Source organism: Treponema sp. OMZ 798, assembly GCF_024181385.1.
Lineage (GTDB): Bacteria > Spirochaetota > Spirochaetia > Treponematales > Treponemataceae > Treponema_B.
Map to the genome: position 1 here is coordinate 2,572,502 of NZ_CP051305.1, position 14,676 is coordinate 2,587,177.

At 36.7% G+C, this 14,676-nt stretch carries 15 protein-coding genes; 5 read left to right on the forward strand and 10 right to left on the reverse strand.

All coding sequences use genetic code 11. From position 1 onward, the window contains the following. The first annotated feature begins 7 nt into the window (after positions 1–7). From E4O07_RS11910 to E4O07_RS11920, 3 genes are all read left to right on the forward strand, one after another. The gene (locus tag E4O07_RS11910; RefSeq protein WP_253686119.1) at positions 8–1,723 is read left to right on the forward strand and encodes an ABC transporter ATP-binding protein; all 1,716 of its coding nucleotides are present in this window, start codon (positions 8–10) and stop codon (positions 1,721–1,723) included. A 69-nt stretch (positions 1,724–1,792) separates the two neighbouring features. After that, the gene (locus E4O07_RS11915) at positions 1,793–2,098 is read left to right on the forward strand and encodes a hypothetical protein (protein ID WP_253686121.1); all 306 of its coding nucleotides are present in this window, start codon (positions 1,793–1,795) and stop codon (positions 2,096–2,098) included. A gap of 302 nt (positions 2,099–2,400) precedes the next feature. Continuing rightward, positions 2,401–2,739, forward strand: a complete 339-nt coding sequence (locus E4O07_RS11920) for a DUF6994 family protein (RefSeq protein ID WP_371921979.1) — start codon at positions 2,401–2,403, stop codon at positions 2,737–2,739. A gap of 145 nt (positions 2,740–2,884) precedes the next feature. Here E4O07_RS11920 and E4O07_RS11925 read toward each other — a convergent pair whose 3' ends face one another. The 6 genes from E4O07_RS11925 to E4O07_RS11950 form a co-directional block, all read right to left on the reverse strand. After that, the gene (locus E4O07_RS11925) at positions 2,885–3,289 is read right to left on the reverse strand and encodes a putative toxin-antitoxin system toxin component, PIN family (protein WP_253686125.1); all 405 of its coding nucleotides are present in this window, start codon (positions 3,287–3,289) and stop codon (positions 2,885–2,887) included. Further along, complete coding sequence (locus E4O07_RS11930) at positions 3,289–3,513, reverse strand: hypothetical protein (protein ID WP_253686127.1); 225 nt, start codon at positions 3,511–3,513, stop codon at positions 3,289–3,291. Before E4O07_RS11930 ends, E4O07_RS11925 begins: the two co-directional genes overlap by 1 nt. A 313-nt stretch (positions 3,514–3,826) precedes the next feature. Next, positions 3,827–4,180: a helix-turn-helix transcriptional regulator gene (locus E4O07_RS11935; protein WP_253686129.1), complete on the reverse strand. Its 354-nt coding sequence runs from the start codon at positions 4,178–4,180 to the stop codon at positions 3,827–3,829. Continuing rightward, positions 4,138–4,386: a hypothetical protein gene (locus E4O07_RS11940; protein WP_253686131.1), complete on the reverse strand. Its 249-nt coding sequence runs from the start codon at positions 4,384–4,386 to the stop codon at positions 4,138–4,140. Before E4O07_RS11940 ends, E4O07_RS11935 begins: the two co-directional genes overlap by 43 nt. A 93-nt stretch (positions 4,387–4,479) precedes the next feature. After that, the gene (locus E4O07_RS11945; protein ID WP_253686133.1) at positions 4,480–5,469 is read right to left on the reverse strand and encodes an endonuclease/exonuclease/phosphatase family protein; all 990 of its coding nucleotides are present in this window, start codon (positions 5,467–5,469) and stop codon (positions 4,480–4,482) included. A 7-nt stretch (positions 5,470–5,476) separates the two neighbouring features. Further along, positions 5,477–7,447 (reverse strand): hypothetical protein, encoded by a 1,971-nt coding sequence (locus E4O07_RS11950; protein ID WP_253686135.1) that lies wholly within the window; start codon positions 7,445–7,447, stop codon positions 5,477–5,479. 213 nt (positions 7,448–7,660) lie between these two features. On the opposite strand from E4O07_RS11950, the gene grdC reads away from it, so the two are divergent. Both grdC and grdD read left to right on the forward strand, forming a co-directional pair. Further along, positions 7,661–9,199 carry a glycine/sarcosine/betaine reductase complex component C subunit beta gene (gene grdC / locus E4O07_RS11955; protein ID WP_253686137.1) on the forward strand — a complete coding sequence of 513 codons (1,539 nt, stop codon included), beginning with the start codon at positions 7,661–7,663 and terminating at the stop codon, positions 9,197–9,199. Between the two features lie 12 nt (positions 9,200–9,211). Beyond that, a complete protein-coding gene (grdD, locus tag E4O07_RS11960; RefSeq protein ID WP_253686139.1) occupies positions 9,212–10,366 on the forward strand; it encodes a glycine/sarcosine/betaine reductase complex component C subunit alpha in 1,155 nt (384 codons plus the stop codon). A gap of 43 nt (positions 10,367–10,409) precedes the next feature. On the opposite strand, the gene trxA is transcribed toward grdD, so the two are convergent. From trxA to E4O07_RS11980, 4 genes are all read right to left on the reverse strand, one after another. Further along, complete coding sequence (gene trxA, locus E4O07_RS11965) at positions 10,410–10,733, reverse strand: thioredoxin (RefSeq protein ID WP_253686141.1); 324 nt, start codon at positions 10,731–10,733, stop codon at positions 10,410–10,412. 148 nt (positions 10,734–10,881) lie between these two features. After that, a complete protein-coding gene (locus E4O07_RS11970; RefSeq protein WP_253686143.1) occupies positions 10,882–11,967 on the reverse strand; it encodes an ABC transporter ATP-binding protein in 1,086 nt (361 codons plus the stop codon). Positions 11,968–12,009: 42 nt separating this feature from the next. Then, complete coding sequence (locus tag E4O07_RS11975) at positions 12,010–12,894, reverse strand: sugar ABC transporter permease (protein ID WP_002692172.1); 885 nt, start codon at positions 12,892–12,894, stop codon at positions 12,010–12,012. 16 nt (positions 12,895–12,910) lie between these two features. Then, entirely contained in the window at positions 12,911–14,620 is a 1,710-nt protein-coding gene (locus E4O07_RS11980) for a carbohydrate ABC transporter permease (protein ID WP_253686145.1), read from the reverse strand. Positions 14,621–14,676 lie beyond the last annotated feature (56 nt).

Here is a 14,676-nt window from a genome sequence, read left to right on the forward strand (position 1 = left end):
AGTATTTATGTATAAAGAATTATTTGCATGTTTGAGTAAGAAGGGAAAAATCGATGTATGTATTTCGTCATTGTTTTTTACATTGTACGGATTAAGCTCGGTGGGAATGCTTCTTACGGTATTTTCTATTTTATTTAAGATTGCTGCAGGAATTCAAGTTGAGGGGCTCTATGTTGATTTTGCGGTTTTGATAGGCTTGGTTATTTTTAAGGGTCTTTGCAATATGATTGCAGACTTAAAAAAACACGGGGCGGGGTTTGATGTGGTGCAGCAAATAAGGGAGCGTATGATTGTAAAATTAAAACTCTTTAGTTTGGGCTTTTATACGAATGAGCGGTTGGGAGAATTAAACACGATTCTTCATAAGGATGTGGACAATATGTCGATGGTGGTAGGGCACATGTGGCCCAGGATGTTCGGTGATTTTCTCATTGCCCTTGCGGTTTTTACCGGTCTTGCCCTCATCAATTTTAAAGCGGCCCTTGTTATGACCGCCTCGCTTCCGCTTGCACTTTTCTATCTTTTTTATACGATTAAGCAGGTGCAAAAAATTGAAAACAAAAACAATTCAGCCCTTGCCGATATGGTCAGTTTATTTGTTGAATATGTGCGCGGTATTCCCGTATTAAAAAGTTTTTCGCATAATAAGAAGCTCGACAATGAACTTTTAAAAAAGACAAAAACCTTCGGCGAAACAAGCAAGGCTTCTTCGCGGTTTAAGGCAAGACAGCTTTCAGTTTTTTCGTTTTTAATCGATGCCGGATATTTTGTGCTTTTGGTTTATTCGGGTCTTGCCGCACTTAAAGGGAGCATTGATGTACTTGACTTTATGATTATCGCTGTAGTTTCAAAAGAATTTTATAAACCCTTTGCGGCTATGGAAACTCACTACATGTATTATGTTTCGGCGGTAGATAGCTATCACCGCTTAGGTAAAATTCTTCATGCCGAGGTAATAGCCGATAAAACGGACGGCATCATTCCTTTACAAAACGATATTGTTTTTGAAGATGTGGAATTTTCTTATGAAGAAGATGAGTTTAAAATGGAAAAGGTAAGTTTTACTGTTCCGGAGAAAACAATGACGGCTCTCGCAGGAGAATCGGGAAGCGGTAAGACGACAATAACGAATTTGCTTTTGCGGTTTTATGATGTACAAGCGGGAAGCATTAAGCTCGGCGGTGCCGATATACGCGATATTCCCTATGACGAGCTTTTGGACAGAATCGGTATTGTTATGCAAAACGTACAGCTTTTCGATAACACCATCGAAGAAAATATCCGCGTCGGGAAAAAAGTTGCTTCCAAAGAAGAAATTATTGAAGCCTGCAAAAAAGCGAGGATACACGATTTTATTATGAGCCTTCCCGATAATTACGCAACCGATATAGGCGAAAACGGCGGTCTCTTATCCGGCGGACAGCGTCAGCGTATTTCGATTGCACGAGCTTTTTTAAAAGACGCTCCGATTTTAATTCTCGATGAGATGACAAGCAATGTCGACCCCGTAAACGAATCCCTTATTCAAGAAGCAATCACAGAGCTTTCAAAAAACAGAACGGTACTGGTCATCGCTCATCATTTAAAGACTATCCAAAAAGCTGATCAAATCCTCATATTCCAAAAAGGGAGCCTTGTCGAAAAAGGAAAACACGATGAGCTTTTAAAAAACGGAACTTACTACAAGCGGCTTTGGAAAGCGCAGTGCGGGAGCGGCAGGTGATTTCGCATAAGAGCTTGACCTTACTCGCCTTACTTCTATAATATAAAGTAAACAACGAGGGAGAATATTATGGAAAAAGATAATACTGTCAAATGGAATAAGAACTACATAGAATTGCATTCTGAAGAAAATGGTTGTAGATATTGCACCTGTAAAACAGAAACATATTTTGATCCCGACTCAGATGAGAAAGTTGTCAATCATTATATTGATTTTTTCTTTGATATCATCGAGGAGAAAAAGAATCAACATACCCCGCCGCAAAGCATCGGGGTATGTTGTTCTCATAAGGTGGTTGCAGTCGGCTTTAATACCCTTTGTTACGACGCAGAGCGTCGGGGTATTAAACCCTCCGCACGAATAAAGCAAAAATAATTAAAACGGATAAAATTTGGGACTATTGTGTCAGTCCGCAGGAAGGTTCCGGCAGATATGAAATCCTCTTAAAAGATGAAAATTCAAAAGAGCTGATATTACGCGGAGATACGCTCGGAACGTATAAGTCAATACTGGGGAAATTTGAACATAAGGTAAAAACGGAAAATTTACTCGGTAAAATAGACGGTCTTGATTTAAAAAATTTAGAGTTTTGTACATGTAATGATAAAACGCTGTTAAATAACGGCAGAATAGGTTCTTTTTTTATTATCCCTAAACCGAATCGCCCGAGAGCTTCGATAAATACGCAGAGAGCAAGGGAGCCTTACAAAGATAATTTTTTTATGTTTTTAGAACTTGTAAAAACATATATCAATAACAAGACAATCGACTGCGATAATGAAATGAAAAATCTTTTTGATGAAACAAAAATATTTTGGAATCTTTTTAAGAATTTTGAAGATTATATTGAATGTCTGTGCTTTCAGCCGTTTATAGATATCGATGAAAAATTAAAAAAAGAATTAAATACTTCTCCGAACAGTTGGAACACAGAAACAGTAAATATATATATACGAACTATAAATGACTGCATCCTAAAAAGAGAAGAACTTCTAAAAAAAAGAATAGGCAATTAAAAACTCTTAATATGTTTGTAAGAAGCTGAGCTAAAACCCTCTTCATAATAATGAATCTTACATCTTCGAACATTATTCATATCGATTAATCAATAGTTTTCTATAAAAAAGCATAATTTTCTGCCATGTCCCCTTTAAAATCATTTCAGTCATCATTCATATTTATTAAATAATCATATAACATTGTAGGAGAAAATATCAAAGGTTTTTCTAAATCAGATTCAAGAAAATCCTTATCACCTGTAAGAATAATATCGGCATTATGAAAAAGAGCATCGCTTAACACCGGAATATCTTTTTTATCGCGGATCATGTCATATCGTTCATCCGTACTTGCACAAAATATAAACGGTAAACTGCGATATAGCGAATAAATTCTATCTGCTTTTGAACTCCATTTTTCCTCAAGTTTTGCTTTAAATTCCAAATCTACATATTCAGAAATAAGCAAGTCATAACCATCATCAAAAAGCATTTCTAAAAGATTACCTGCCTTACCCGCAAATATAAATGCAGAAATAAGAACATTAGTATCTAAAAAAATCCGCATTATTCTAACCTTGAACGGCGAAAAGCCGCCATATCCAACAACATTTCTTCCTCAGAAGCCCATCCTTTATCATCGGTAAAAATTTCCTGTATTTGGCGAATAGTGGCCTTGGTATTTTTTTTACGAGAGCTGATAAGAAACTCAATATATTTTATAGCGGCACTACAATCTTCTTCTGTTAGCATTTTCATCATTTGTGTCAGTTCAGAAGCTGCAACTGTCATTTTATCCTCCTACATAATCCATACTATAAATATTTTATCATATTTTTTCAAAAAAAAATAGATTAGTAATTAAATTTGCTTGATTAATTTATTTTACCTTTCACCTAGTCCTGTCAAATTATAATATCCCGGCCCGCTCCGCCATCCATCTTATTTGATTTTTCCACTCATCTGCAAACACTTTAGGTTCAATAGGCAGAACATTTGCTCCTTGAGCTAAAACCCACTCCATAATAACATCATCTTGTGAAGAGGAAAAACTAATTTCAGTGAAACCTTCTTCATCGTAATCCGTTATTTTTTGATCATCAGCCTAGATTTTATCTTTTACATACTGACGAGCCGGACCGTAAAAACGGATTTTATATGTTCGAATATCGGTTGAAATAAAGGTTCCGAATTTGCCTCCTCCGCAGCGGGATGAAAATTCATAATCTTGGGGCAGCTTAAAATTATCATCAGTGATGATGAGATTTTTAATTCGAGAAAGACAAAAAAGGCGTTCCGCATTACGAAGCTCGCAAAAGCCGAATAAAAAACATACGCCTTCATTTATTAAAATCTGATAAGGGTGCACACGGCGATGAGTCGTTTCGATATTATGTCTTCCGTTATAATCAAATTCTATAATCGAATTATTTTCATAGCAGTGTAAATTGCATTCCAAATTGCCTCATCGATTATTATGGGCGAAGCAGGTGGTACGGCAATCCTGTCAATAAAATCTGCATTTCCTCTTATCTCGGAAAATGTCAGCAAATTAATAACATTGCATAGATCATCGTAAATAGGAGTTCCCTTATAATTCGAAAGAAGAATTTTTGCAGAGGAAAGAGCCATTAAGTTTTTTGTCGAAATGCTGTTAAGGGGCATATTATATTCTCCAGTATAGTAATACCCCTTTTTTGCCGAATCATATTCTATAGGAGCCAAGAACCTGTCACGCAAAAATTCTATATCCCTATATTACTCAACAGAAAATTCAAAAATAATCGGATAATGGTCTGAAATTCTATCAAAAAAATCTTTAGAGTTATAAAATTGATTATTTCCAATTCTTATTGCGTAAAAACTTATGTCATCGACCGGAATACCAAGACGCTGCATTACTATTTCTTCCTTTATTTTATTATTAAAGATAAAATGATCATAATCATTATAAAACTTAAAGGACTCCTCATCGGTTGTTGAAATTGTTGTTGGTAACCCGAAATTTTTATCATAATACCAGTTTTTTGTTCCATCAACATTATCAAAGTTTCTCTTTGTTAAAAATTGTCTTGGTGTATTAAAATCTCCTCCTATGATAACTCCCGTTTTTAGTTTAAATAGGGCATATAGTTTCTCTAAGGTATTTAAGTCTCTTTCCGTATTCTCCCAGTTATTATATGGAAGATGAACATTTATTACAACAAATTTAGAATTTTTATTTATGTCTGTAAATTCTATAACTTGTACGGAATTTTTATCAAATAAATATCTGCCTGTAAATTTATCAAATCCCAGCATTTTAGCTTGATCAATACCTTCAAGCTTATTTGAGTTGAACAAAATAGCATTATTTTGTGTTTTGTTGCCGCTTATATACTTACTACCATCGACAGTTATATCTTTGCGCAACATATATCCTGCTGAGGTAAAATATTTCCAAGTACCGCTATATCCGCTTAATTTTCGTATAAAATAATCTAAGACATTATTGGGTTTAGGATTCTTAAAATAAGAAGTATCACTTCTTTTAATCAAATCAATGTAAACTTCTTGAAGTAATACAATATCTGCTTCTGACTGCTTTATTATAGTAATTATATCGTCTGCCCATAGCTCACTTACTTCTAGCCTATGGCTTTTATAATTACCATTAAGATTAAAAGATAAAATCTTTAATGTGTCACAAAAACCAGTACCGATAAAAACAAAAATAAAAATTAAAGCCGTATATATTTTTTTATTCATAATTTAATTATTGCACATATAAAAAATTAGATAAGCTTTTTTTTCTATATTCATTTATATTATTCGCGTCAAATACAATTCTTACATTAAAATGCGGATCATTTATCACAAGTCCTATCACATAATTGCTTTTCTTATTAAAATCTATCTTTTGTGTTGGAATCAATTTAAAATGACAATATCTAAAATAACTTGGATTAGGGTATGACGCTGTATAAGTATCCGGACTAGTGATAACTCGGTCTCTTGGAACAGTAAATTCTTCTTCATAAATTTTATTTGATTCATTATCTGATACAAACTCCCACACTTCCATTACAATATTTGATTGTTCAGTTAACAAACAAAGAGGTATCCCTACTTCAAATGATCTGTCTCTAAATAATGATAACCATGGATCATTATAAAAACAATATGAATCATTTAGCGATGGTAAATAATAATTATCTGTTTCAAAATTTTTTATAATATCCTTCATAAGGTTTGCAATATCTTCGTCATCATCATAAATTTCTTTATCAACCTTCCCTCTAAAATTAAAAACTTTGTAAATTCTTTGCTTATCGAATTCACTGAAATTTGAAGCATATTTCTCAATTAAGCTGTTTATATATTCTTTGTCATACTTTCTTTCAGCTACAAAATAGCGTTCTTCATAAATAGATAATGCATATAATAAAGCTGAGTATACTTCAAAAATTTCTTGTTTGCTTATTTTTAGTAAATTAACTAAGTCAACAAAAAGGCTATAATTTTGATAAAAGCCCTGATGGTATGGGATAAAAGCTATACTTTTTAAATATTTTTCCTGCTCTATTTCTTGTTCTCGTCGTTTTTTATCACCGGGGGTTAACTTATCAGAAATCCTTTCATCCACCGGTTTTATATAGTTTTCGACCCATTTTTCTTGTTCTGATGCTAATGTAGCTAAATCCAATTTTACGATAGAATAAGCCTTGTTTAAATATGAATTATCATTTGAATTGCGGGCAAGTAAAATATATGCTTGGGATATAAAATATCTCATTTGCCATTGATTTGTAGGCGTTTCCTTCTCTAAAAGCTTTAAATATCTTTCAGCTTCATAGACATATTTTTTATTCTTTGTTCCATAAACTTTTTCGGCTGCCATGACAGCATAAGGGAGAACATTTGCAAATTCCAAATCATATCTAAAAATTGAAGTCCTTGTTTCTTCATATTTTTTTATAGCGTTTAGACAGTTTTTAAAATCATCAATTTCAAAATATGTTTTGGCAAGTAAGCCCCAATATGGACCGTACTTTTCAAATTTATGCTTATTACCTTCAAGCCTCAGTTTTCTTTGATGAGGATTTTCGGTCATTTGGAAAGCAATAAATTCTTTAACACTATCTTCATTTAGAGTATATGAATCCTTTATTCCCTTATAAGAATTAACAATCCTTATCATATAGGTAAATGCATTTTTTCTTATATCGTGAATTGATTGCATTTCTTGCTTGTCTAATTCCCATTTTGATTTTAAATTAGCAATTATTGACTCATTTTTTGCATTATTATAGTTTACCCAAGAGCTTAAACCTGTCATTGCAATGGAGGCAACCGTTTTTAGAGGATCACCGGAAATTACCGTGCTGAGTAAATAAGTCGGGTTAGGCATAGCCTTTGAAAGGGCTTGGGCCTGATCATTTTCAAATAAAATTTGAAGCTGTCCTCTACTTGATTCCAATACTCTCAATTGATGAATCTGATCTAAGATGAAATCCACCTGTTTCTCTGTCTCTTTATCCACTGCACTAGGTGCTAAATTATTATGAATTTTATTATATATTTCCTCAAGGGCTACCTTGTTGTATTTTGAGTCAATGATAAATTGAGTCTGCACGGTTAAATAATTAAGCATTTCAACGGCTCGCTGACTTTGTTCATAATTCTCTGAAAAGCAATAAATAGCAGTAAATATGATTATAAAAAATACACTTATCCTCTTTTTCATATAAATCCTCCAATGACACCAGACTAACAGTATATCTAAAATCTTTATTTATATGTAGCATAAAAAACACATTCTATCAAGCCTAATAAAATATCAATTCTCCCCCTCCTCACAAGATACTTGAATAATAAACGAATTTAATATAGAATAAAAAAGCCATCATTAGTAATTGGCAAATTATTTTAAATTTTATATAAATTTTTTGGAGGCATTATGGCAAAAGTCGCTATAAAAGGAGCAAGCTACATTCTAGTTCATGCTCCCGATCTTCTTTTTCACAACGGTTCAACTCAAACAGGCACAAGGCTTGCAAACCCTGAGGATGAATATTTAAAGGCAATACCCTCTCACTTACGAAGCTTTGAAGAGGCTGTAAACTATCCGCCTAACCAAGTTTATATCGGAAACATGGCTCCCGAAGACTTGGAAGCTATCCCCGAACCTTGGTACAAGGATGCAAAAAAGGCAGAAAGAAAGGGTAAATTCGGCGAAATTATGACTCAGGCCGAATTCTACGTCTTGATGAAACATGCCGACGTTTTTGAACTCGTTTATTTCTCAAAGGAATTCACAGCCGAAGCTGCAAAACTCATCGAAAATCATCCGATTATGAAAACTCAGGATATTAAGCTCGGAGAAGGCCACGACATTGCCGAAATCCAAAAAATGGTAGATGCTCACACAGCTGAAGGCCTCTACGAACAGGGAAAACTCATCGGTTGTGTAAAGCAGGCTCACGAGACGGACGAAAACTTGAGCGCCCACACCATGCTCGAAAACCTCGCCACAAAGGCTTCCGGTATTCTTTCCGCATGGCACATGGGAAAACTCGAAGGCATCGACATGAAGGATGTCGAATACATCATCGAATGTTCAGAAGAAGCAGCCGGCGATATTAACCAGAGAGGCGGAGGAAACATTGCAAAGGCAGTCGGAGAAAAGTCAGGCTGTGTAAACGCAACAGGTTCAGACGTTCGAGGCTTCTGTGCAGCTCCCGTTCACGCAATCATCCACGGAGCCGCCCTTGTAGCAGCAGGTATCTTTAAAAACGTATTGGTCGTTTCGGGAGGTTCAGTACCCAAGCTCGGTATGAACGGAAAAGACCACGTAAAAAAAGGCCTTCCCCTCTTTGAAGACATGATCGGAGGCTTTGCCGTTATGCTCAGTGCAGACGACGGAGTAAACCCCGTTATCAATACCGAAGTTGTAGGAAAGCACGTAATTTCTTCCGGTTCCGCCCCTCAGGCCGTTATGAGCGTATTGGTTTACGATCCTCTTAATGCTGCCGGCTTAAAGATGACCGACATCGAAAAATTCTCAGCCGAGCTTCAAAACCACGAAATTACCGCTCCCGCAGGTGCAGGTAACGTACCCGAAGCAAACGTAAAGATGATTGCCGCTTTAAGTGTTATGAAAGGCCAGCTTGAAAAAACTCAAATTGCCGAATTCGTAAAAAAACACGGAGTTGTAGGTTTTGCTCCCACTCAGGGACACATCCCCTCAGGCGTTCCCTTCATCGGACATGCACGCCGCGATATGATGGCAGGAAAACTCAAAAATACAATGATAATCGGAAAGGGAAGTTTATTCCTCGGCCGTCTTACAAACCTCTTTGACGGCTTGAGCTTCTTGATTGAAGCCAATGACGGAAAAGGCTCCGCTTCTGCAGGTCAGGACACAGCCGGAATAAAGAAGATTGTTGCCGAAGCAATGAGAAACGTAGCCGAAAATATTCTCAAATCCCAAAACTAAGGAGATAAGAATATGGCAGATAAAAAACAAATTGCTGATTTATTTTTAGGACTTGCCGAAGGGCTTGAAGGCGGCTCATTTGCCGGCCGATTCCCCGTCGGTTTAACCATTCCGGGAAGCGAACACGGAGAAGCAGAGCTTGTTTATGCCGCAGAGCTTGCCGCAAAAAGGAACCCCGATTTGGATGTAATCCTTATCGGAGGCCCTGAAGTAAAGGGCTTAAAGCATTTCCCTGCAGCAACTCTCGAAGATGCTCATAAAGAAATGGAACGCCTTTTTAAAGAAGGAACAATTAAGGCCTGTGTTACCATGCACTATAACTTCCCCTTGGGCGTAAGCACCGTAGGAAAGGTTGTAACCCCCGGTAAGGGACGAGAGATGATTCTTGCTACTACTACGGGAACAACCGATGCAAACCGCTACAAGGCCATGCTTTTAAACGCTATCGGCGGTATTGCAGTTGCTAAGGCTTCAGGAATAGCCGAGCCCACAGTAGGTCTTTTGAACATTGACGGAATCGCCGTTATAGAAAAGGCCTTAAACAAGATGAAGGAAAGGGGTTACAAGGTAAGCTACACCGAATCAAACCGTGCAGACGGAGGTGTCCGCATGAGAGGAAACGACCTCTTGCAGGGAACTCCCGATGTAATGGTTTGCGATACCCTTACAGGAAACCTGCTCATTAAGCTCTTTTCTTCCTTTGTAACCGGAGGAAGCTATGAAGGTTCAGGCTTCGGTTACGGACCCTGTATCGGTTCAGGCTATGATGATGTTGTCGGAATTATTTCGAGAGCATCCGGAGCTCCTGCAATAGCAAATGCCTTAAAATTCGTTGCAGACTGTGCAAAGAACAATGTTCACGGCATTTATGCAGAAGAGCTCAAGGCCGCCAAAAAAGCAGGCTTGGATGAGCTTTTGGAAGACATGCCCGGAGCAAAGCCTGTTGCAGCAGCCGCTGCCGAAGAGGTAAAGGCTCCGCCCAAGAAAACGGTTGATGCCGGTATCCCCGGAATCGACGTTATCGAAATCGAAGACGCATGTAAGGCTCTTTGGAAGGAAGGAATCTATGCCGAAACGGGAATGGGTTGTACCGGCCCCGTAATCATGGTAAGCGAAGAAGACTTACCCAAGGCAAGGGATATACTCCACAAGGCCGATTACATTTAAAAACAAAAAAGGCGGGACGCTTTAAAAGCTCCCGCCTTTTCTTTTAGATATGCTTTGAAACAAAGTCTACAAGGTTCTTTTTATCCATGAAACCTGTGTGCCTGTCTACCTCTTTTCCGTCTTTTAAAACGATGAGGGTAGGAATCGACATAAACTTAAATTTTACTGCTAATTCTCGTGCATTATCCACGTTAGACTGCGCAATCACAGCCTTATCGCCGAGTTCCGCCTCGGCAGCCTGCAGCTCAGGACTGAGCTGTACGCATCCCGGTCACCAAGGAGCCCAAAAATCAACTAAAACGGGCTTGGTAGTCTTTAGGGTCTCATCAAAGTTAGCATTTGTAATATCCAATACTGCCATAATCATCTCCTTATAATTTTAGATTAGAAAAAATCATTTTTCCCGATTGGTTACAATATACAAAATTCTAAAATATAGGGCAAGCCGGTTATTCGATTTATTTTAAGATATAAAATATTTATGTAAATATAAATGTCTCCTGTAAAAACTCCGTTTAATTTATCCTTTCGGTAGTTTCTCCGTCAAAAAAATGCAAAGCATCTAAATCAAATGTAAAGTTATGAATTTCATCCACAGCATATTTAAAATATCCTGGTTCGCTCATAATACAGTCGGTACCGTCGTCCAACTTTGTATATAAAAGCTGTTCTTTTCCGAGTACTTCAATTACATCTATTTTTGCATGGAAGGAATTTTTTTCATTTTCTCCTGCAATAAACCGTTCGGAGCGTATACCAAGGTATAGTTTTTTGCCCTCATAAGCAGCAAGAACTTTTGCGTCAGCTTCTTTCGGGAATACTTCAATGACACCCGAAGCGGTTATAAAACGCCCATGTTCAATTTTGCCTTCAAAAATATTCATTGTGGGAGAGCCGATAAATTCGGCGGTAAAAATATTGGCAGGCTTATTGTAAAATTCTTCGGGTTTGCCCACTTGCTGAATCTTTCCTTTATTTAATAACACTATTTTTGTAGCCATTGTCATTGCTTCTGTTTGGTCATGCGTTACATAAATTGAGGTAGTGCCAAGTTGTTTATGCAGCCGAACCAATTCAACTCGCATGTGTTCGCGCAGCTTTGCGTCAAGATTTGAAAGCGGTTCATCCATTAAAAAAACGCCCGGACGTCTTACCATAGCGCGTCCTAAAGCTACCCGCTGCCTTTGTCCGCCCGAAATATCCGATGGTTTTGCATAAAGATTGTCGCTTATTTGTAAAATCTTTGCTGCCTCTAAAACCCGCTCATGGATAATTTCTTTTCTTTCTTTTTTCATTTTTAATGAAAAAGCCATATTATCATACACCGTCATGTGCGGATACAAGGCATAAGACTGAAAAACCATTGCAATATCCCTATCTTTCGGAGCAACTTTATTTACAATCTTTTCTCCGAAAATAAGTTCACCCTCCGTTATCGAATTCAGCCCCGCTATCATTCTCAATAATGTAGATTTTCCGCAGCCTGAAGGACCTAAAATCACACAGAATTCTTTATCATCAATTTCCAAATTGATATGTCTAATCGTAAAATTTTCTCTTCCTTCATATTTTTTGCCGATATCCTTTAAACTAACTTTCATACTATCTCCCCTTCATGTAATGTATAATTAATTATCATGTTTCTATCCTTTTACCGAACCGGAACTTAGCCCTGAAACCAGTTGATTTTGCAAACTGATAAACAAGATTATGATCGGTATTGCCGTTAATAAGCCGCCCGCCGCAAATGCCGGTGCGTTCATAGTTCTTGCGTCGTTTATAAGTGTAAATAAGCCTACGGTAAGCGTATAATCTTTTGAATTAGTAAGTAAAACTTTCGGTAACATGTAATCCATAAAAGGCCCGATAAACGACCAAAGTGCAATAATGGCAAGCATCGGACGCGCAATCGGCATAATGATCAGCCGATAAACCCCCATATTTGAGCATCCGTCTATTTTTGCAGCGTCGTCAAGCTCCCGCGAAATTGAATCTATATAGCCTTTTAGTATAAATGTGTTTCCTACGATTCCTCCTCCCGAATAAATTAAAACAAGCATTGCCTTTTTTGAAAAAAACGGAATTGCCGTAGAAATAATCGAATGGAGAGTATAAAACGCGGTAAGTCCCGCAAAAACCGGTATAATTTGGATAAGCATAATTCCCATAAGAATAGTTTTTTTGCCCGTAAATTTATACCGTGAATACGCATAACCGGTAAATGACACGATTAAAAGTGTCAGTAAGGCGGTTGCAATAGCTACAATAAGCGTATTTTTTACCCACATAAAAAAATAGGTCTCGGTAAAAAGATATTCAAAGTGCTTAAGCGAAAAACTGAACACCGATTGAAGTGAAATATTTTTCCCTTGATTTCCGTTAAACGCCGATACAACAATAATAGCCAGAGGCAAAATAATAAATAAAGCCCAGACGATCATAATCAGATAGGAAAGGGTAAGAAAAATTCTACCTCCGGTATTGAGAGGCTGCTTATCCGACAAATAAAGTTCATTTTGTTTTTTCATCTTTATTCTCCTTGTCTTAATCTTCTTTAAAAGCTTTTGTTCTTCTAAAATTCAAAAATGCAAATACCATAAGAACCAGCGAAATTCCTATCGTAATTGCAGCCCCTATCGCTTGATATTGATTTTCGATAGTTAATTTATAAATATAAGAAATCAATATATCCGAACTTCCTGCCAAATTTCCATATTTTGTCGGGTTAAAAGGCCCGCCCAAATTAAAAAGATATATAATCGAAAAGTTATTAAAATTAAAGGTATACTGCATTATTAAAAGCGGAGCGGTTTGATAAAGCACTAAAGGCACGGTAATTTTCATAGTACGCTGAAAGCCGGTTGCACCGTCTATTTCGGCAGCTTCATATAAATCTTTTGGAATGCCCTGCAAAACGCCCGTAGAAAGTAAAAAGATATATGCGGAACCGAGCCAGCTCTGTAAAAGAATAAGTGCTGTGCGGGTAAGATGCGGATTATTTTTAATATCAATCGAAAGCCCAAACAGTTTTTCAAGCAATTCTGAAATAGGACCGCCGCGCGAAGCCATTATCGAAAAAAACATAATTGTTATAAACGCAGGCACCGCCCACGGTAAAAGATAAATTGTTCTAAAAACTGATTTTCCTTTTATTCTTTCTTGATTGACAATAAGACTTAAAACAAAGCCTATAACAATCGAAAGCGTGGAGGCTCCTACCGTCCAAATAAGAGTCCATCCCAAAATAAGATAAAATGCTTTACCTGCAACGCCGTGTCCCGTTATCAGCGTTTTATAGTTTTGTAAACCTATCCATGAAAATTTATTTTGATGTACCGGATCCATATTTGTAAACGAAATAAAAACCGTCGTCAAAATCGGAACTATTACGATAAATACAATAACAATTAAAGCCGGAGCTGACACCAAATAAGGAAAGCCCTCCCGTTCAATGCTCCGTTTGCTTTCAAACCAAGTTTTCCGTCTTATGCCTTTTAAGGCATTTACTTCAACCTTCCGAACATCTTTAAAAGAAACAGTATACAGCAAGACCGAAAAAAGAATTAAAATTAGAGCTATAATGCCTTCAATCATAAAAATAATTGATTTATCTATTTTTGTTCCGCCTTCGGCAAGTCCGATAAGCCCTGAAATTCCGGAACCTTGATAATTCGTATAGCCTAAAATATAGGGGAATGCAATGAGATAAATAAAAATTGAAGATAAAAAGAAAATACCGGCTTTTACATATTGTTTATTTAATAACTGTCCGAGACCGGGTAAAAAACAAGTAAAAACGGAAATTAAAGGAAACCGTTCCAATTCGATAGGCGTTTTTCTTCTTACATCGGCAATATCCGATTCTAAAACATTCAGTTTTGTTTTTATATCCATTTTAAGCCGATATGTAATATTTTTAATTTCTTCTTGTAAACTCACTTTGGGGTCGGTAAAAGATGCAGCAAGAACATCTTCCTTATATGCAGCTCTTTTGATTTTACATTCGGTTTTATAGGCTTTTTTTGAAATGGATTTGGATGTATATTTTTCCGATAGCGTTTTCAGTTCAGTTTTTAATTTTTCTTTACGCTCTGCAACGGTCAGCTCAATTGTTTTTTGAATAATTGTTCTTTCATCTTCATCAATATCTGCTAGTTTTTCTTTTACTGTCTGGAGTTTCTTTTGAAGCAATGCTTTATGGGCAAGGATATCCGGTATATATCGTATTTCAAGTTCTGCAATTTTTGCTTCCAAAAAAGCGTCATAAGAAAGTTCCGCAAAATCTTTATAAAATTCTTTTTTTCGCTCCG